General features: G+C 63.3%; 24 protein-coding genes. 8 read left to right on the forward strand and 16 right to left on the reverse strand.

The genetic code is table 11. The features are described 5' to 3' along the window. Positions 1-100: 100 nt before the first annotated feature. Positions 101-1,120, forward strand: a complete 1,020-nt coding sequence (locus AAXE93_RS09825; RefSeq protein ID WP_390130390.1) for a DUF3086 domain-containing protein — start codon at positions 101-103, stop codon at positions 1,118-1,120. Then, positions 1,117-1,713 (forward strand): glycerol-3-phosphate 1-O-acyltransferase PlsY, encoded by a 597-nt coding sequence (plsY, locus tag AAXE93_RS09830; protein WP_115131847.1) that lies wholly within the window; start codon positions 1,117-1,119, stop codon positions 1,711-1,713. The genes AAXE93_RS09825 and plsY overlap by 4 nt, the downstream gene beginning before the upstream one ends. 19 nt (positions 1,714-1,732) lie before the next feature. On the opposite strand, the gene pyrF is transcribed toward plsY, so the two are convergent. The 3 genes from pyrF to AAXE93_RS09845 form a co-directional block, all read right to left on the reverse strand. Continuing rightward, positions 1,733-2,461, reverse strand: coding sequence for an orotidine-5'-phosphate decarboxylase (gene pyrF, locus AAXE93_RS09835; protein WP_390130393.1), 729 nt, complete (start codon positions 2,459-2,461; stop codon positions 1,733-1,735). Then, complete coding sequence (tyrS, locus tag AAXE93_RS09840) at positions 2,461-3,708, reverse strand: tyrosine--tRNA ligase (protein WP_390130395.1); 1,248 nt, start codon at positions 3,706-3,708, stop codon at positions 2,461-2,463. The genes pyrF and tyrS overlap by 1 nt, the downstream gene beginning before the upstream one ends. Positions 3,709-3,783: 75 nt before the next feature. Further along, a complete protein-coding gene (locus AAXE93_RS09845; protein ID WP_115131845.1) occupies positions 3,784-4,113 on the reverse strand; it encodes a DUF1825 family protein in 330 nt (109 codons plus the stop codon). A 202-nt stretch (positions 4,114-4,315) separates the two neighbouring features. Between AAXE93_RS09845 and AAXE93_RS09850 the strand changes: the two genes are divergently transcribed. The 5 genes from AAXE93_RS09850 (at position 4,316) to AAXE93_RS09870 (ending at position 8,019) form a co-directional block, all read left to right on the forward strand. After that, positions 4,316-5,023, forward strand: coding sequence for a response regulator transcription factor (locus AAXE93_RS09850; RefSeq protein ID WP_390130398.1), 708 nt, complete (start codon positions 4,316-4,318; stop codon positions 5,021-5,023). 95 nt (positions 5,024-5,118) lie between these two features. After that, entirely contained in the window at positions 5,119-5,688 is a 570-nt protein-coding gene (locus AAXE93_RS09855; protein WP_390130400.1) for a hypothetical protein, read from the forward strand. After that, entirely contained in the window at positions 5,688-6,260 is a 573-nt protein-coding gene (locus AAXE93_RS09860; protein ID WP_390130402.1) for a GIY-YIG nuclease family protein, read from the forward strand. Before AAXE93_RS09855 ends, AAXE93_RS09860 begins: the two co-directional genes overlap by 1 nt. Positions 6,261-6,316: 56 nt before the next feature. Beyond that, positions 6,317-7,786: a leucyl aminopeptidase gene (locus AAXE93_RS09865; protein WP_390130404.1), complete on the forward strand. Its 1,470-nt coding sequence runs from the start codon at positions 6,317-6,319 to the stop codon at positions 7,784-7,786. Then, complete coding sequence (locus AAXE93_RS09870; protein WP_011365057.1) at positions 7,783-8,019, forward strand: hypothetical protein; 237 nt, start codon at positions 7,783-7,785, stop codon at positions 8,017-8,019. Before AAXE93_RS09865 ends, AAXE93_RS09870 begins: the two co-directional genes overlap by 4 nt. Before the next feature lie 49 nt (positions 8,020-8,068). Here AAXE93_RS09870 and AAXE93_RS09875 read toward each other — a convergent pair whose 3' ends face one another. The 5 genes from AAXE93_RS09875 to AAXE93_RS09895 form a co-directional block, all read right to left on the reverse strand. Then, a complete protein-coding gene (locus tag AAXE93_RS09875) occupies positions 8,069-8,251 on the reverse strand; it encodes a hypothetical protein (RefSeq protein ID WP_114989454.1) in 183 nt (60 codons plus the stop codon). A gap of 223 nt (positions 8,252-8,474) precedes the next feature. Beyond that, a complete protein-coding gene (locus AAXE93_RS09880) occupies positions 8,475-8,642 on the reverse strand; it encodes a hypothetical protein (RefSeq protein WP_170950489.1) in 168 nt (55 codons plus the stop codon). A 190-nt stretch (positions 8,643-8,832) separates the two neighbouring features. Then, positions 8,833-8,985, reverse strand: coding sequence for a hypothetical protein (locus tag AAXE93_RS09885; RefSeq protein WP_170950490.1), 153 nt, complete (start codon positions 8,983-8,985; stop codon positions 8,833-8,835). Between the two features lie 134 nt (positions 8,986-9,119). Further along, complete coding sequence (locus AAXE93_RS09890; protein ID WP_390130408.1) at positions 9,120-9,287, reverse strand: DUF4278 domain-containing protein; 168 nt, start codon at positions 9,285-9,287, stop codon at positions 9,120-9,122. Between the two features lie 172 nt (positions 9,288-9,459). Then, positions 9,460-9,750: a DUF3104 domain-containing protein gene (locus tag AAXE93_RS09895; protein WP_390130410.1), complete on the reverse strand. Its 291-nt coding sequence runs from the start codon at positions 9,748-9,750 to the stop codon at positions 9,460-9,462. Between the two features lie 231 nt (positions 9,751-9,981). On the opposite strand from AAXE93_RS09895, the gene AAXE93_RS09900 reads away from it, so the two are divergent. Continuing rightward, positions 9,982-10,134, forward strand: coding sequence for a hypothetical protein (locus tag AAXE93_RS09900; protein WP_390130412.1), 153 nt, complete (start codon positions 9,982-9,984; stop codon positions 10,132-10,134). Positions 10,135-10,345: 211 nt separating this feature from the next. Here the strand turns inward: AAXE93_RS09900 and msrA are convergent, their stop codons facing one another. The 8 genes from msrA to AAXE93_RS09940 are packed head-to-tail and all read right to left on the reverse strand — an operon-like array spanning position 10,346 to position 18,131. Further along, a complete protein-coding gene (gene msrA, locus AAXE93_RS09905) occupies positions 10,346-10,969 on the reverse strand; it encodes a peptide-methionine (S)-S-oxide reductase MsrA (protein WP_390130414.1) in 624 nt (207 codons plus the stop codon). Then, positions 10,966-12,147: a lipid-A-disaccharide synthase gene (gene lpxB / locus AAXE93_RS09910; protein WP_390130417.1), complete on the reverse strand. Its 1,182-nt coding sequence runs from the start codon at positions 12,145-12,147 to the stop codon at positions 10,966-10,968. The genes msrA and lpxB overlap by 4 nt, the downstream gene beginning before the upstream one ends. Continuing rightward, on the reverse strand, positions 12,147-12,971 hold the full coding sequence (gene lpxA, locus AAXE93_RS09915) for an acyl-ACP--UDP-N-acetylglucosamine O-acyltransferase (RefSeq protein ID WP_390130419.1): 825 nt from the start codon (positions 12,969-12,971) through the stop codon (positions 12,147-12,149). The genes lpxB and lpxA overlap by 1 nt, the downstream gene beginning before the upstream one ends. Before the next feature lie 5 nt (positions 12,972-12,976). Then, positions 12,977-13,432 carry a 3-hydroxyacyl-ACP dehydratase FabZ gene (fabZ, locus tag AAXE93_RS09920; RefSeq protein ID WP_390130421.1) on the reverse strand — a complete coding sequence of 152 codons (456 nt, stop codon included), beginning with the start codon at positions 13,430-13,432 and terminating at the stop codon, positions 12,977-12,979. Further along, positions 13,429-14,256 carry a UDP-3-O-acyl-N-acetylglucosamine deacetylase gene (gene lpxC / locus AAXE93_RS09925; protein WP_390130423.1) on the reverse strand — a complete coding sequence of 276 codons (828 nt, stop codon included), beginning with the start codon at positions 14,254-14,256 and terminating at the stop codon, positions 13,429-13,431. The genes fabZ and lpxC overlap by 4 nt, the downstream gene beginning before the upstream one ends. Further along, positions 14,256-16,430, reverse strand: a complete 2,175-nt coding sequence (locus tag AAXE93_RS09930) for an outer membrane protein assembly factor (RefSeq protein ID WP_390130425.1) — start codon at positions 16,428-16,430, stop codon at positions 14,256-14,258. Before AAXE93_RS09930 ends, lpxC begins: the two co-directional genes overlap by 1 nt. Positions 16,431-16,473: 43 nt before the next feature. Continuing rightward, positions 16,474-17,226 (reverse strand): phosphoribosylaminoimidazolesuccinocarboxamide synthase, encoded by a 753-nt coding sequence (gene purC, locus AAXE93_RS09935; RefSeq protein WP_390130427.1) that lies wholly within the window; start codon positions 17,224-17,226, stop codon positions 16,474-16,476. Continuing rightward, entirely contained in the window at positions 17,223-18,131 is a 909-nt protein-coding gene (locus tag AAXE93_RS09940; protein ID WP_390130429.1) for a hypothetical protein, read from the reverse strand. Before AAXE93_RS09940 ends, purC begins: the two co-directional genes overlap by 4 nt. Positions 18,132-18,155: the final 24 nt, after the last annotated feature.

Here is an 18,155-nt window from a genome sequence, read left to right on the forward strand (position 1 = left end):
TCGAGACGATTTCGTTCCGATATCCATGCAATTTCGTGCATACCTGTCGCAGTTTTGATGCCACCTGTTTTTCTGCGGCCTGTTCGGCTGGAATGGAGGGATGGAGAGCACGGCAGCTGACGCAATGCCCGACGACACCGACCTGACCCCCCAGGCGCCTGAACCGGAGCAGCCCCCGGCGGAAACCAGCGGCGAAACCAGCGCAGAACCCGCCAACACCACCAGCACCGAGCCCGCCGCCGCAGAAGCCAATCTCGTGATGGAGCTGGCCCTCAAGGATCTGCAGGACCGCCGCGATGCCCTGGAAGCGGAGATCAACGCCCTCAGCTCCCGCAAGCAGCAACTCGAGACCGAGCTGAAGGCCAACTTCGCCGGCCAATCGGACGCCATCGCCCGCCGCGTGAAGGGCTTCCAGGAGTACCTGGGCGGCGCCCTGCAAGACCTGGTGCAGAGCGTGGAAAACCTGGAGCTGGTGGTGCAGCCGATGGTGGTGCAGCCCTCCCCCCTCGATCAGGCGGCAGACAACGCAGCGGCGCCGGAGAAGGCCGGTGAGAGCACTCCGCCGCTCGCAGTGGCCGACACCTTCCGCCCCGATGAAGAGCTGATCCGCCAGACCCTGGAGCGCTTCTTCAAACAACCCGACGTCTACGCCGACCCCTGGAACCTGCGGCGCAGCATCGACGCGCGCGACACGGCACTGCTGGAGGACTGGTTCTTCAATCAAGGCGGACGTGGCGCCCAGCCCAGCCGCGGCACCCGGCCGCGCAACATCCTGGTGAGCGCGGCCCTGATCGCGGTGATCGGTGAGCTGTACGGCGATCAGTTCCAGTGCCTGGTGCTGGCCGGCGGCCCCGAACGGCTCGGCGAATGGCGGCGCGGCCTGCAGGATGCCCTGGGCCTGGGCCGGGAAGACTTCGGGCCCAGCAGCGGCATCGTGCTGTTCGAACGGCCGGAAGCCCTGGTGGAGCGGGCCGACCGGCTGGAGGAGCGTGGGGAAGTGCCCTTGATCCTGATCGATGCGGCCGAGCGCAGCGTCGACATCCCTGTGCTTCAGTTCCCCCTCTGGCTGGCCTTCGCGGCCGGACCGGGTGAACGCCTCGACGACGACGACCTGCTGTGATCCTCACTGCCCTGCTGCTCCTGACCATCGGCTACCTGCTGGGAGCCATCCCCAGCGGTTACCTCGCCGGCCGCTGGCTCAAGGGCATCGACCTGCGCGAGTGCGGCTCCGGCAGCACAGGCGCCACCAACGTGCTGCGCAACGTGGGCAAGGGCCCAGCCTTGGTGGTGTTCATGATTGATGTGGGCAAAGGCGCCCTGGCGGTGCTGTTGGCGAAGAGCGTTGGCCTCAGTGACTGGCTGCAGGTGCTGGCGGGCCTGGCGGCCTTGGCTGGGCACATTTGGCCGGTGTGGCTGGGCTGGAAGGGCGGCAAGGCGGTGGCCACCGGCCTGGGCCTGTTTCTCGGCCTGGCCTGGCCGGTGGGACTGGCCTGCTTTGGCCTGTTCATGGCCGTGATCTCAATCTTCCGGATCGTGTCGCTCTCCAGCGTGGTGGCCGCCATCGGTTTGCCTTTGCTGATGCTGATCTCCGGCGGCAGCAGCGCCTACGTGGTGGTGTCACTTGTGGCCAGCCTGATGGTGCTCTGGCGCCATCGCAGCAACATCGAGCGGCTGCTTGCGGGCACCGAACCCAAGATCGGGCAGAAGTCTTGAGCACTGCCGCCAACAGCGATCAGCCCAGGAGCTCTCCGCAACAAGCAGCAAATGCCGCACTGGGATCCTCGGCCTTGGTGATCGGCCGGCCAATCACCAGCTGGCTGGCACCGGCGACACTTGCCTCTGCCGGCCCCATCACCCGGGCCTGATCACCTACCGCTGTCCCTTTGGGGCGAATGCCTGGGGTGACCAAGGCAAACGGTTCGGAGTGCTGTGCCCGCAATGCCGCGGCCTCCAGGGGTGAACACACACACCCGCCGATGCCGGAAGTCGCCGACAGCTGCGCCAACGCCGGCACCCGTTCGGCGATGCCCTGGGCAATGGCGAGTTCCCGTTGCAGTCGCTGCTCCTCCCAACTGGTGAGAACCGTCACCGCCAGCAACGTTGGTACGGGCTGGCCAGCCCCTTGGGCCCCTTCCACTGCCGCAGCCTGAGCCGCCTTGAGTGCCTCGCTGCCTGCGCAGGCATGCACCGTGATCAGTTCGGCCCCCAGCGCCGCCGCCCGCCGGCAGGCACCAGCCATCGTGGCCGGGATGTCGTGAAATTTGAGATCGAGAAACACCCGCAACCCCTGTTCACGCAGCTGCGCCACCACCTCCGGGCCGGCCTGCACAAACAGCTCCAGGCCCACCTTCACCCAGCGCAGCCCCTCCACCTCGCCGGCAAAGCGCAGCGCCTGTTCGGGCGCCATGCCATCGAGGGCCACGATGATTCGATCGGCGGGGTCTGCGGGATGCAAGGTCATCAGCCCACCAAACGTCGGAAGGTCTTCTTGCCCAATTGCAGCACCTTGCCCTCCAGTTCCGCCGCTGAGGCGAACTCCTGGTTGGGGTCGCTGATCTTCTCCCCCTCCAGCCGCGCCGCGCCGCCTTTGATCTGGCGGCGGGCTTCGCTGCTGCTGGCGCAGATGCCCACGGCACTGAACAGATAAAAGGCCTTGGCAGGGAAGTTCACCTCCGCCAGGGAGGCCTCGGGCACATCAGCGCCGGCGTCACCGATGCCGCCCACGAGGGTGGCGGCATCGCTCTGGGCCTTCTGGGCGGCTTCGATGCCGTGGCGGCTGGCGGTCACCGCCAGGGCCATCGCCTTCTGCTTCTCGCGCGGGTTCTCCGGCAACGAAGCCAGGTCCAGATCAGTCAACAACGTGACGTAGTCGTCGATTGCCGCATCACCGACCTTCTCCAGCTTGGAGTACATCGAGAGCGGATCCTCCTCCAGGCCCACCACGTTGCCGAGGCTCTTGCTCATCTTCTGCACCCCGTCCAGACCCACCAGGATCGGCAGCAACAGCCCGAACTGGGTGCCCTTGTTGAAGTGGCGCTGCAGGTCGCGGCCCATGGCCACGTTGAACTTCTGATCGGTGCCGCCCAGCTCCACATCCGCATTCACCGCCACCGAGTCGTAGCCCTGCAGCAGCGGGTAGAGGAACTCATGCAGCGCAATCGGCGTGCCGCTGCCGTAGCGCTTGGAGAAGTCGTCCTTGGCCAGCATCTGGCCCACGGTGCCTGTGCCGAGCAGGCCGATCACCGCCGGCAGGTCCATGCCCTCCAGCCACTCGGAGTTGTATCGCACCTCCAGACGGCCGGGGGTTTCGAAATCGAGCAGCGCCGTTTCCTTCGGCTGGTCTTGCCCCAACTGGCGCAAATAAGTGGAGGCGTTGGCGGCCACCTGCTCCTTGGTGAGCTGCACCCTCGTGGCGCTCTTGCCGGTGGGATCTCCGATCCGCGCCGTGAAATCTCCGATGATCAGCACCGCCGTGTGGCCCGCGTCCTGGAAGGCCCGCAATTTGCGGAACAGGATGCTGTGACCCAGGTGGATGTTGCTGCCAGTGGGGTCGATGCCCAGCTTCACCCGCAGCGGCCGGCCTTCCTTGTCGGCCTGCGCCAACCGGGCCGCCAGGGCCTGATCCGCATCACTGGGATCCCCGGCCGGGAACAGGTCGGCCATGCCCCGGGCCAACCAATCCGGCAACGACAGGATGGAGTCCAGCATGGGGAGGCGCAACGAGCAAGCGCTGGCGATCGTAAGAGTCTTGGCTCAGCTCGAGCTGGTTCAGCTGGGGCTGTTTCAGCTAGAGGGCGGCTGCTCGATCTGCGCCTTCATCCGCTCCAGGGTGGAGTTCATCTGCTCAAACATCTGCTCGGGGGTGATGCCGAACTGGCTGAGCTGGGTGCGCAGCTGCTCCACCGTGAGCTTGGCCTGGAAATCCTCCGAGAGTTCAAAGCGCTTCATGAACACCCGGTAGCGGCCCATCAGCTCTTCCATCGTCTCGATGAACTTCTTCTTGCCCTCCCGGTCGAACTTGCCGTACTCACTGCCCAGCTGCATCAGCTGCTGGTAATCGCTGAACAGGCGCTTGGCTTCGTCCTGAACGATGTCGGAATCGAAGAAGGCCATCGTCGGCGTTGCGCACTGCTTCGGCAAAGTCTGCCAAGGATTCGCCAGGGGCAACGGGGGGGGATCGCCGCACCTTTGACGGCCGTTCACGCAAAGGTTTTGTACGGTCTTGCTGACCCGCGCCACCCTTCGGGAGCATCCGAATTCATGGTGAGTTTCGGGCCGCCTTCAGGATGTGGACTTCACTGCTCAGCTAGGCGCGATGCGTGAGCTTCCCCAGCGCCACCGGCACCTGTTGGAGGGGCGCCGCATCGTGGTGGCCTCCGCCGATCGCGTCTTGATCAGCGGCCTGTTGCACAGCCTTGATGGCATTGGCTCCCTGGTGGGAGCAGCCAGCACCGAAGCGAAAGCCCTCGCCTGCCTTCGCAACACAGCCGCTGATCTACTGATCTGCAGCGACCAGCTCGAGCGCGGCACCGGCCCCGCCCTGGTGGCAGCCGCCAAGGCACAGCAGCCCTCCCTGCGCTGCCTGATGTTGATTCAGCGTCCGTTGCTCAGCACGATTCACGCCGCGGCCAAGGCGCAATGCGAAGGGCTCTGCAGCCATGAACGCATCGGCAACGGCGGTCTGCTCAGCGTTCTGCGCGCCATGGAGAGCGATGGCAGCCACATGGATCCGGTGATTGCCGGCGTGGCCAACCACGACCGCGGCGCCAGAGGCGTCGTCCATCCCCTCAGCGACGTGCTGAGCCTGCGGGAGGAAGACGTGCTGCGCGGGCTCTGCAAGGGCCTCAGCAATCAGGAAATTGCCGATCAGCTGCACCTCTCGATCGAAACCACCAAGCACTGCGTCACCGGACTGCTGCGCAAACTCGATGCCAAAAGCCGCACCCAGGCGGTGCTGATTGCCTTTCAGCGCAACCTGGTGGATCCACCGCTGCCGATTCCCCGCTGGACCCCCTCGACCTGAAAGAACCCGCTCGGTGCCAGAACAACCAGATGCGCCAATTGCGCTGACGCAGCCCCTGCAACCTCGTTAAGGTCAGCCCATCTCTGCTGAGCAGCATGCCCCGCAGCCACTGGTTGGATCCCCTGGCCAGGCGGGTACTGCAGGCCACCGGACAGCTGCCAGCACCACCCCGGCCGGCCCCAGCGCAACCTTTACCAACCGTGCCCGAGCCGCCGGCTTGGGTGATGGATGTGAACCGGGCCAGCCGCGATCAGTGGCTGCAACTGCCCGGCTGCAGCCAGGACACAGCCGATCTGCTGGTGCGGCTGCAGCGGGGTGGGGTGCAATTCGCCAGTGCCGATGATCTGTTCCGGCTGCTGGAGCTGCCGAGTGATCTGGTCAGGCTCTGGACCCCCCATCTGCTCTTCCAGTGGCACGGCGATGCCCCACCGCAGCCCCAGGCCGCTCCCCTCGACCTCAACAACGCCAGCGCCGATCAGCTGGCGCTGCTGGGCTGGTCCGAACAACGGCTGGCCAACCTGATGCGCGAACGCCGCCGCGCCGGTTTCAAGGATCTGGCCGATCTGCAGGAGCGGCTCTGCCTGCCCGCCAGCAGCGTGGAAGCCCTGATCGGCCGGGTGAGTTTCGGCAGCCGCCCCGCCGGGCCCAGCCTGCCGCTGCCCTGATGCAGGGGGATCTGTTCTCCACCGGTGCGCTGGCCTTCAACAACGGGCCCGACCTGCCCCTGCAACGGGAACAGCTGCTCGCCTGGCAAGCGCGGCTTCATGCCCATCAGGCGCCGCTGTTCCGCGGCGAAAGCGCCAGTACGGCCCAGGGGGATCTGTTCTGTGCCAGCCCCGATGACGCTGCGGCAACCATCGATCCACTGGCCCTGACCCCCCTGGCGATGAGTTTCTGGCGCTGGCCGGAACCGTCCCACCGCGGAGCAGCGATTTATCTGGTGATGGACAGGCCAGCCCAGCTGGAGCAGCCGCTTCTGCTTTATGTGGGCGAAACCCTGGCGGCCGAGCGCCGCTGGAAAGGTGATCACGACTGCAAGGCCTACCTCGCCGCCTACGGCGAAGCCCTACAGCGCTGTGAGCTGAGCGCCCAGCTGAGCATCCGCTTCAGCTGCGATGTGCCCCGGGCCACCCGCGCCCGGCGGGCCCTGGAACAACAGCTGATCCAACGCTGGTGGCCGCCGTTCAACAAGGAAACCCGCCAGCGCTGGGCCACCCCCTTCACCGCAGAGCTCTGAGGGCCGAGGGCGTCGCACAGGATCGCTACGCTCATCCTTTGCTGACGCGTCCACCCATGCGCTTCTCCCTGTCCTCCGCCGGTTTGCAGGAGTGGAACGGCGATGTGCTGGCGGTGGGGCTGCCCCAGGGCGATGTCGATGCCACGCCAACGGCCCTTGAACAACGCTTTGCCGGCATTACCGAGGCCCTCAAGCAGCAGGAGTTCAAAGGCAAGCCCGGGGATCAACTGGTGATCACGCCCCTGGGCGGCGGCCCGCAGCGCCTGGTGGTGCTGGGCCTGGGCGAGAGCGATGGGATCGACGCCGAGCGCCTGCGCGGCGCCGCCGCCCGGGCCGCCAAGGCCGCCATCGGTTGTGAAGGCAGCCTCGGCCTGCACCTGCCCTGGGCGGGAACCGATGCCACAGAAGCCGCCCGCATCTGTGCTGAAGCGGTGCGGCTCTGCCTCTACAAAGACCAGCGCTTCCGCAAGGAGCCGGACCCACGCCGGATCCCCGAGGCCCTGGAGCTGATCGACCTCAACCCCGCCGCCGAAAGCGGCTTTGCGGCCGTCAATGCCACCTGCGCCGGTGTGGAACTGGCCCGGGAGCTGGTGGCAGCCCCTCCGAACGTGGTCACCCCAGCAGCCCTCGCCGACACGGCCGCTGGCATCGCCAAGGACCACGGCCTTGAACTCAAGGTGCTCGAGCGCAGCGACTGCGAAGCCAAGGGCATGGGGGCCTTCCTGGCGGTGAGCCAGGGCTCCGACCTGCCCCCCAAGTTCATCCACCTGATCTATCGCCCCGAGGGCGAGGTAAAACGCCGCGTTGCCCTGGTGGGCAAAGGCCTCACCTTCGATTCCGGCGGTTACAACCTCAAGGTGGGGGCCGCCCAGATCGACATGATGAAGTTCGACATGGGCGGCAGTGCCGCTGTGATCGGTGCCATGCGCAGCATCGCCGAACTCAAGCCGGTCGGCGTTGAGGTGCACATGGTGGTGGCCTCCTGCGAAAACATGGTGAACGGCTCCGCCGTCCACCCCGGCGACATCGTCACGGCCGCCAACGGCATGACGATTGAGATCAACAACACCGACGCCGAAGGCCGCCTCACCCTGGCCGATGCCCTGCTCTACGCCTGTGAGCAGAAGCCCGATGCCGTGGTGGATCTGGCCACCCTCACCGGAGCCTGCGTGATTGCTCTGGGGGATGAGATGGCCGGGCTCTGGTCCAACAATGACGATCTGGCGGAGGCCCTCGATGCCGCTGCTCAGACGGGCGGTGAAGGGCTCTGGCGCATGCCACTGCGGCAGTCCTACAGGGATGGATTGAAGTCGTTGCTGGCCGACATGAAGAACACCGGCCCGCGGCCCGGTGGTTCGATCACAGCGGCCCTTTTCCTCAAGGAGTTCGTGGCCAAAGACACCGCCTGGGCCCACATCGACATCGCCGGCCCGGTGTGGAGTGACAAGGGCAAAGGGGTCAATCCCGCTGGTGCCACCGGCTACGGCGTGCGCACCCTGGTGAACTGGGTGCTGGCCCAGTCATGAGCCGCTCCCCGGTGCGCTGGTACATCAAGGCCCAGTTGGGGGTGCTGCTGCTCCCGGTGGGCCTCTGCCTGTTCGGCGAGGCGGTGAGCCGCAAGGTGGTTCAGATGCTGGGCAAGGACGCAGGCCCCTGGTTCTGGTACGGAACCCTCAGCCTGATCTGCATCAACGCCGGCATCGGCCTGATGATCGACAGCGGGCTGACCCGAGGCTTTCCAGGGCGACGTCAGAGCTGATCAGGTCGCAGGGTCAGATCAAAACAGCCAATAAGGACGAAACAACCCGTCAGGAGGCAACAGCCTGCAATTCGAGTGTGCGGTCTGGGGTTTCCAATGCATGAATCTGCCACCGTGCTCGCTCGGAGCAGGTTTCCAACACCCGATCAAGATCATCCGATGCGTGCTTCGGCGACGCGTAGGGACCGATATGACGGGTACCAAGACCATCCTTAATGGTCAGCAGATACATACAACCCTCCTCTCACCGCCTGATCGTAAGCATGTGCTGAAGCATCGTCGATGGCCGGAAACCCGTCTGTTCACTGAGAACTTGCTGAATCAATCAGGTTGCCGCGCTTAATCTTTTCAACAGGTTGGATGTTGGTTTCTTAAGGAATTCGACCAAATTTGATCAAGTAACGGCCGGCGCAATCCCCTGGAGCGATACGGGGTATCGCTCCATTTCATCGGGCTCAGTTGGCTTCAGTGACAGCCGCTGGAGCAGCAGACCTGCCAGACATCTCACGCAGAGAGCCAGCAGCGCAAAGGGTTGAAAGCGCGATCGCAACCAGGGCGGCGCTGTTGATCAGCTTGAGCGCGACGGGCAGATGGGTGTTGACCATCTCGCGGACGTTTGCCATGAAAAAAGTTTATAGTGAACATATTGCGGCCCCTGTCAACGCAGCGAGGGCGCCCGGAGAGCCCGGCCTTTTTGTCGCAATGGAGACGACCAGCCACGGGAGCCCAGGCCATCCTGCGGGGGCTTCTCTCGGTGAAGGGGCAACGCGTCGAGCGAGGGTGCCTAGGGAACACCCCCTCTTTTTTTGGGCATCAGGCCACAAGAACAAGGGCGACGTTGAGAATCGCCAACCCCACCAGGAACACCGCCGCCAGCAACGCGGCTTCAGGGAAGAACTTGGCAATCACAAAACCCACCCCAAGAAACACCGAGGAGATCACGATGGCGGTGAGATCCGATCCCATCGGCGAATGCTGACTGGCTCGCCCACAGCATGCCGGGATCTCCCTTGGACCGTGGCTTGCCTCCATCCGACTACCCAACAAAAAGCCCCTGCCCTTGAAAGGGGGCAGGGGCAGGAACCAACGGGTGCTTCGGGCTACTTGGTGTAGGTGACGCCCCGGTAGGTGAGGGTGCGGCGGCTTTCGCCAATAAGTTCCTGGCGGCAGGTGTTGTAGTGCTCGCGGCGGTAGGTCAATTCAACGCAGGCTTTGGGCGTGACTGGAGCTACTGCGTAGGTGTGGCCTCGATAGAGAAGTGCAGTCATTGGATGTTCCTCGAAGAAATCCAAGTCCCCGTTCCATGGCTTGGAGCATCTGCGCCCCCTCAAGAGGGGGTGAACGTTTTGTAGCAACTGCTACAAACTACTTATAAGGCAGCCGCCGAGCCCGTGTCGTTCGCGCGAATACATATCGCCCCTTGACCAAGGCCCCACTCGATCAACAGCCCGAAGAGACAGGCGCACTGGCGGACCATCCATCCATCGACCAGATCACATCCGAGACCGCGTCGGCATTGATCCATTTGATGACGCCCGTATCCACGTCAGCCACCTGAAACAGCGACGGAAGCCTGGGGTGGCGCGCACTTCCCTCGCAGAAGAGCACCTGTCCCATCCACCAATCCCCTTGATCGAGCTGGTCTCCAGCAACGATCACAAAGTGCCCTGGGCGGACGTGGAGAAAGGGAGCCTCCGCCTTCACCGCGAGATCACCGTGATCAACCGACATGAGCCACCCAGGAACCAGTACACCTGTACTCATAGCCATGGCGATACATGTTTGGCAAGCCTTCAATCGCGCTGGCGTTGAAGCACAGACGTGTTGCCAGACACTGACGTAAGCACTTTTGCTCCCTGGACGTTGACCCGTGGGCGCCTAGGTTTCGACAGTCTTCAGACCCGTAGGCCCCCTTTCGATCGCACAAGGCCCTGAGCCTGCCGCCGTCGAGAACGCCAATCGATGACTGACCGCACTCTCAGCATTTCCGATGCCCTGCGCGAAGCGCAGCTGCAGCGCCTGGAAGCCTCCCTGGCCTGCAAGGCGGCATCCAAGCCTCAGGCCACGACACAGCCAGCAAAAGAGAGAGACAAGGACGCCAAAGCAAGCGACTGATCGCAACAGTCCCCACGCATTCCTTGATCAGATCGGCATATTGAGGAGCATCCGGCAGTTGCCGGTGTCCTCAAGTGCTGTGCTGTGGAGTCGCTGCTCTCGATCCTGTTGGGCGTCGCCCTCGCGTGGGCGATCACGCGGGTGATCATCTGGCTGAGCGACCGTGCCCGCATCCGGGGGCGCTCTGCCGAGGAATGAGGCTGCAGCAGCCCTACTTCCCCCAGGCGTTACCGGAGCGAGCGTTGTTGCCCCAGACGCTGTCGAGTCTGCGGTCACGACCGCAGCTGAACCGGTAGAAGTTGTATTTGACGAAGTTGTTCTCCGCGTAGTTCTGGTGGTATCCCTCGGCGGGCCAGAAGCGAGTCGCCTGCCGGAGCTCCACCTTCAAAGCAGACCGGGGTTGTCCGAGCTCACGGGCCGCCGCCGCCGCACTGGCTTCGGCCGCCTGAGCCTGGGCCTCATCAGCCGTGAAGATCACCGGCCGGTAGGAATCGCCGCGGTCGCAGAACTGGCCGCCGCCATCGAGGGGATCCACATTGCGCCAGTAGCTGCGCAGCAGCTCCGCGTAGCTGATCTGATCCGGATCAAAGCGCACCTGCACCGCTTCCTGATGCCCCGTCGTCTCACTGCTCACCTGCCGGTAGGTGGGGCGCTCCAGCTGCCCGCCGCTGTAGCCGCTCACGGCATCACGCACCCCGGGAAGATGTTCCAGGTCGTGCTCCATGCACCAGAAACAGCCACCGGCAAAGACTGCCGTCTGCAGCTCAGCCATGGCGCGCTGGGGCCAGCTGAGCAGCATCAGGCAGGTGAACAACAACAGCAGGGTTCGTTTCATCCGATCACCTGATCAAAGATGGCCTTGGCCGCCCGCTCGGTGACCCCAGGAGCACCCAGGGTGGTCCGAAGCCGTGCGTATCCCTCCAGCATGGCCCGGCGCTCTGGGGTGTCAGTCAGAAGAGGAAGCGCCCTCTCCACCAGAGCTTCGGCCGTGAGTTCGTCCTGGAGCAGCTCCGGCACCAACCGCTGCTTGAGCAACAGATTCACCGGCGAGATGTGATCCACCTGGAAGCGCAGCACGTGGCGGGCAACCCAGGCCGTCAGTCGGCTCACGCGGTACCCCACCACCTGGGGAACCCCCTGCAGGGCCAGCTCCAGGTTCACCGTGCCGGATTTGCCCAAGGCGAGATCCGCCGCCGCACAGAAGGTGGTCTTCAACCCATCCGCTTCAGCGGCAGGAATCACCCGGGCGTGGCGCACACCGGCTTCCTGCAGCGCTGCAGCCAGGGGGGCTTCGAACTGCGCAAGCCCAGCGGGCAGCAGCACCTGAAGATCAGGGTGGCGTTGCTGCAACAGGGCTGCTGCCTGGGCCAACGGGGGCATCAGGTAACGCAACTCCTGGGGGCGCGAGGCTGGAAGCAGCAACAACACCGGCGCTTCAGGATCCAGACCCAGTTGACGGCGGGCGGTGGCGCGATCGGGCAGGTTCTGGAAGCTGTCCAGCAGGGGATGGCCCACCCAGCTCACATCCGCACCGCGGGCGGCATAGAACTCGGCCTCCGCCGGGAAGATCGCCAGGATCCTGTCGGTGAATTCAATCAATCGAGTGCTGCTGCCATCGCCAAAGCGCCAGGCCCATTCCTGGGGGGCGATGTAATAGGTGATCGGCAGCTCGGGTTGCTGGCGCCGCAGCCGCGTGCCCAAGCGCACATTGGCCCCGACATAGTCGATCAGCACCACCCCATCAAGGGGCCGGTCCTCCAACAGCGCATCCACCCGGGCCTGTTGCCGCAGCGTGGGAAGAATCAAGGGAAGGGCCTCCCACAGGCCGATCGCCCCCATCGGCGCGGTGTCGGCGATCAACACGGCACCCGCTGCCTCCATGCGCGGGCCACCCAGAGCCAGCACCTCCAGCTCAAGTCCCCGTCGTTCCGCCTCCAACCACAAGGCGCGAATCAACAGGCTGCCCTGCAGATCACCGGAGACCTCCCCGGTGCTGATCAGCAGCCGAACCATCAGCGGCCCTGCACCGGCATCGGCCCCCGTCGACCCTGACCCGTGGAGGCTTCCAGGAACCGGCAGAAGTGCTCAGCCGCCGGCAGCAAGGGCTGGCTTCTGGCCTGCTGAAGCGCATCGGCAATCACGAGGTCAGAGCGATACATCAGGGTCCAGATCTCCTGAAGCTGCTTGAGTTCAGCGCCGTCATGGTTGGCAGCCAGGCCACGGCGCCGAAGGCCCACACGGTTTAAACCCCGCACGCGGCCCGGATGGCCTTCGACCAGGCAATAGGGGGGAACATCTCGGTCGACGCGGGTCATCCCGCCCACCATCGCCATCCCACCGATGTGAACAAACTGGTGAATGCCCAGACAGCCACCGATTACTGCACGGTCTTCGATCACCACGTGGCCCGCCACCTGAATGGCGTTGGACATCACGATGTTGTTGCCAAGATCGCAGTTGTGGCCCAGATGGCAATAAGCCATCAGCAGGTTGCCGTTGCCGATGCGGGTCACCTCACCCTCTTCGGTAGCGCGGTTGATCGTCACGCATTCCCGCAGGGTGTTTCCATCACCGATCAACACTTCGGTATTGGCACCGCGGTACTTGAGATCCTGCGGCGGAAGCCCAAGGCAGGCACCCGGGTAGACCTTGTTGTCACGGCCCAGGGTCAGCCGGCCATCCAAGACGGCATGGGGACCGATCCAGGTGTTCTCACCGATCACCACCTCAGGGCCGACCACCGCACCCGGGCCGATGACCACGCCGGAGGCCAGCTCAGACTTCGGGTCCACCACCGCCGTGGGATGGATCTGCTGTGACGCCGTTTGCTGCAACATCCCTCTCAGTCCACGAGGGAGAACATCAATTCCCCAGAGCAGGCCAGATCGCCATCCACCGTGGCCTCCGCCTTCACCTTGCCGAAACGGTTGCGCTTGAGGCTGAGCAGTTCACAGCGGATCACCAGCTGATCTCCAGGAACCACGGGGCGCCGGAAGCGTACCCCGTCAATACCGGCAAAAACGAACAGTCCCTTCGGCAGATCGGGCATCTGGGTCACGATCAGACCACCCACCTGCGCCATCGCCTCGACAATCAGCACCCCTGGCATCAGGGGACGCTCAGGGAAATGCCCCTGAAACTGGGGCTCGTTCATCGTCACGTTCTTGATCGCCGTGGCGGAAACCCCGGGCTCATGGGCGATGACCCGATCCACCAGCGCGAAGGGATAACGGTGCGGGAGCAAACCGGCGATCTGCTCGCTGGTGAGCACGACTTTTGAGGTGGTGGATTCAGTCACAAAGCGGCTGCGAGATCAGTGTGAAGACCATGGGATCCCTTGTACACAAGAACCTGTGCCTGGGGAAAACCGACGAGGGCCAAGTCGCCGATTAAGTCCAAGAGCTTATGGCGCACTGGTTCATCCTCGAACCGCAGCGGTGGATTCATCCACTGATCACCGTCACAGACCAGGGCATTGTCCAGAGCTCCACCCTGGATCAATCCCGCAGCGCGCAGCTGCTCCACCTGCTCCCTGAACCCAAAGGTGCGTGCTGGAGCGATCTCATCGACGAAACGTTGGGGCGTGAGCTCCAAGGCGAATTGCTGTCGCCCGATGGCCGCCTGCGGGAAATCGATGATGCCAACAACACCAAAGCAATCGGCCGGAGTGGCGGTGATCACACTGTTGCCGCGGGTGCGCAGCAGTGGTTGCTTCAGACGCGGTGCAGCCGGCCGCGGGGTGGCCGCCGGCACCAACCCAGCGGTGGCAATGGCCTCCACCCAACCAAGCGCTGAGCCATCCAGAAGGGGTACTTCATGGCCGTTGAGGCCAATCTCCACATGGCTGAGCCCACAACCGGCCAAAGCGGCCAGCAGATGTTCGACGGTGGCCACCTTGCTGGATCCCAAATCCAAGGTTGTGCACAACTGGCTGTCGCGCACCTGATCCGGCCGCAGCAGGATCGGCTGCTCCATCCCCGGCAAACGCATGTGGAAGCCCGGCTGATCCGTCGGCCGAAGCTCCACCGTGGCCTCAGCTCCACTGTGGAGGCCAATACCAGAGCGTGATGTTTGCTCCGCCAGTGTCCAACCAGCGGAGTAGTCCTGGGGCCAGCTGGTCACTAGAACTTCCAGCCCACGCCCAGATTGAAGCGATAGTCGGATAAAAAGTCTTTGGTGGCCACCTCCAAGCGGATTGGGCCGACTGGGGTGGTCACGATCACTCCAGTACCAACAGAGACACCAGAACCGTCCTTATCTAGAAGCAGACCGGGTTTGCCAGGCACATCCTCCTGAGTGCCGAAATCAGTACCAGCATCCATGAACAATTCACCAGAGAAAATACTGATCAAGGGGAAGCGGTACTCGATCGTCAATTCACTGAAGGCCTTGGAAACAGCTAGATCGCAGTCGTACCAACCACGAATCGAGTTGGAGCCGCCCATGCAGAACGCCTCGTAAGGGGGTGCTTCACCCATGAGGAGGCCACCCTTAACCTGCAAACCAATGGCCTGCGGGCAATCCGCCTGCTCACCGGGCTTGGGTCGACAGCTCTTATGAAGCTTTAGCCAGTCCACTGGGAAGAACTGCGTGTAGCTGGCCCGCAACCGGTTGAAGGTGGGAGAGTCGTTATTGATTCCCACGAATTGCTCAGTTCCGGCTGAGAAAAACCGCCCGACGGTGGGATTGCGAGGATTGTTGAGCGTGTTGTAGGTAGTAGCAAAACGAGCCCCAATGAGGGTGTTGCTATCTGCGCAGTTGTACGAAACGCAAATAATTTCATCTTTGCCGACCTCACCATTCCCTTCACTCCGCTTTTTGGAGGAGACGGCGTAAGGCCTTGAATCACCTGCAAAATTGATTGGCCGCACTTCAGCAAAAGACATGCCGGCCACAACATTCCATTTGGCATCTTTGTACGGATCACCACCGTTCAAAGGCCGGGCGAAGGAGAAGCTGCCGCCAGTCTTGCGCAGGACCACTGTGTCGCCCTCGTAGTCGAACCAACTGCGATTCGGATAAGCGGCTTGCGCCAAATTCACATCATCAGGAGCTGCAACACCTCCCGTAAAGTTATAAATATTGCCTATTTCATAAGCTGAATTAGAGCCGTTATTGGCATATTCCTTTGCCGCACGGATGTTGCCATTGTCTTCGCTCTGGAAGACCTGAGGCACCTGCTGACTCAAGAAGACAGACGTGCGGAAGCTCGTGCGGTGCTTATCGCCGTAGATCCAGGGGTCCGAGAAGTTGAGGTTGGCGAGCCCACCGTATTGCCCGTAGGTGATGTTGGTGCCCAAATTCCAAGCTCTGCCAAGGAAATTGGTTTCCTGCAACTGCACCTGCCCAAACACACCCTGGCCTTGGCTGTAGCCAAGACCACCGGAGAGCTGTCCGGTGGACTGCTCAACGATGCCAAGAACAATCACAACATCTCCAGGCTGCGCGGGCACTGGCCGCAACGTCACCTTGACATCACTGAACAGCTGGGTTCCGTACAACCGTTTGATGTCTCGCTCCAGCTGGTTGCGATTGAAGGGATCACCAGGCTGAATAGAAACCTCTCGGGTGATCACCCACTCCCTGGTTTTGCCGCGGATGGGATTGCCGTTCTCATCGGTGTCATCACCATCTTGGGTGAGGAATTTCACCTCGACGCCAGACACCTTGCCCTGCAGAAGTTTCAGCGTGACCAAACCCTCAGGGCTGACCCGTTGCGGACCGGACACCCGCGCCAGGGAATAGCCCTGACCGGCCACTGAAGCCTGCAGGGCCTTCATCCGCTGCTGCAGATCGTTGAGGTTCAGCGTGCGGCCGTAATCGGAGGCAAACGTCTCCTCAATCAGCTCATCCGAGAGGAGATTCTCCTCATCACCGTTGATCTCCACGGCACTCAGCGGAGGGAAGGGCTCCACCTGCACAACCACTTGAACCCCGAGCGGTCCGTTCTGAGGAACGATCCGCACATCCGAGAACCAACCTGTGGCCTGAATGCCATTCAGATCGTTCTGCAGCTCCTCGCGGGTCACACGCATCCCCGGACGCACCTGCATGGCGTCGTAGGTGGAGATCTGAAGACGTTCCTCTTCCGGGTGGCCCTCGAGGCCCTCAATCAACACCTCGGAGATCAGCACCCGGGGCTCTTCCGCCAGGGTGTCTTCACTCTCAGCAGCTTGATTTCCAGGTATGGCCACCTGAGCCATCACAGGTGGAGCGACCAAGGGGATCCCCAGCATCAGACCCAAAACCGTGCCACGAACAGCAACCGAGGAGCGGCGGGACGAACGGCGGATCATCAAGACGCAGGCTGGGCCGAAGCCACAAATAGGTGCGCCGACCTTACAGGCAGTTGCGGGGGTTGGGGCAGCTGCTTTGCACCCGTTTAAGGACCTCCCCGTAGGCCTCCATCACCCCACCGAGATCCTTGCGGAAACGGTCCTTGTCCAAAATCCGGTCTTCGGCATTGCTCCTGCGGCGATCCCAGAGCCTGCAGGTGTCAGGGCTGATCTCATCGGCGAGCAGGAGTGTTCCGTCCGCAGCCAGCCCCAACTCCAGCTTGAAATCCACCAGTTGCAGATCAAGCCCCTCAAAGAACGGCAGAAGCACGGCATTCACCCGGCGGGCCAATTGTTCAATCGCTGACAGTCGTGCTGGGTCTGCCACACCAAGCAGCTGCACGCGCGCTTCCGTAAGCAAGGGATCGCCCAGGGAATCGTCCTTGTAATAGAGATCCAGCAGGGCGGGTTCGATGGATGTGCCCTCCGCGATCGGCGTCTGACGGCACAGCGATCCAGTGGCGGTGTTGCGCAGAACCACCTCCAGGGGAATGATCTCCACCCGTCGCACCAGCATCCAGGTCTCCCCGGCCAGACCGCAGTAATGGGTCGGCACGCCCTCACGCTCGAGCAGCTCGAACAACCGCGCTGAGATCTGGCAGTTCAGCCGACCTTTGTCGTCCAGCTGAGCTTTCTTCTGGGCATTGAAGGCGGTGGCGTCGTTCTTGAACTCCACCAGCACCCGGTCGGGATCCGCGCTGGCGAACACCCGCTTGGCCTTGCCTTCGTAAAGCAGCTCTCCGTGATCGGGCGTCATGGCGACGGTGCAACGGCTGATGGTCTTACATCAGCATGGCCTCCGGGATCCCGCGGTGATCGCAGCAGGGGATCGGGTTCGGCCTCCGGCTGCAGTTGCTGGAGCGCATAACGATCATCGAGAACAGTGGCCAGCCGTTGGATCCGCTGCCGCGGCCGCGCGCCATCGCCCCCAGCCGCCAACTGCAGTTGCAGCTGTTGGTGCAGCAGGTCCATGGCCAGTCCCCAGGCCTCCGCTGCCGCGGCTTGGTCCAAGGCGGTTTCCAGGAGCTGATCGGCCTGCTCGAACTGATCGGCATCGAGCCATTGCGCCGCCCGCGCCAGTCGTTTCGCCCCCTGAACGCCCGTCAGATCGCCCAACAGCTGCAGCTCCACAGCCACAGCGTTGTGACCCAGAGCCGCTTCATGCCAAGCCAACTGATCGAGCCCATTGCCCTGATCCGACAACGGCTTTCCAGGGAACAGAGGCGCATCCAGGGCTTTCAAATTGCCATCCACCAAACGGCGCAGCGCCAAAGCCGCCTGGCGGTGATCCAGGGCCGCTGCAGCAGCACGCCAGCGCAACAACAACCACTGACGCCGTTCATCACCAACGCGGGGGATGTAGCGGTTGAGCACCACGGCCGCAGCTTCGGGGGCACCGCAGATCATCAGGGCTTCGGCGTTCGCCAGCACCAGCTCCAAGGAATCGATCACCGGATGCAGCTCCAGCAGCCGATCGCGCAAGGCCTGGCGACGGCCGTCGGAGTTGGCGATGCGGGGGTTGAGACAAGCCTGCTCCGCCGCGGCCAGATCCATCTCAGCGAGAACGCTCTGAAAGCGTTCCTCGCGCATCACCTGCGGATCCGGGGCTGCCGTGACAGCAGCCAGAAGGGTGAGGGCGAAGGGGAAAAGGGGAGTCCCCATGGCGGGCTGCGGTCTACAAAGGAA

The organism is Synechococcus sp. HIMB2401, assembly GCF_042883245.1.
Taxonomy (GTDB): Bacteria; Cyanobacteriota; Cyanobacteriia; order PCC-6307; family Cyanobiaceae; genus Parasynechococcus.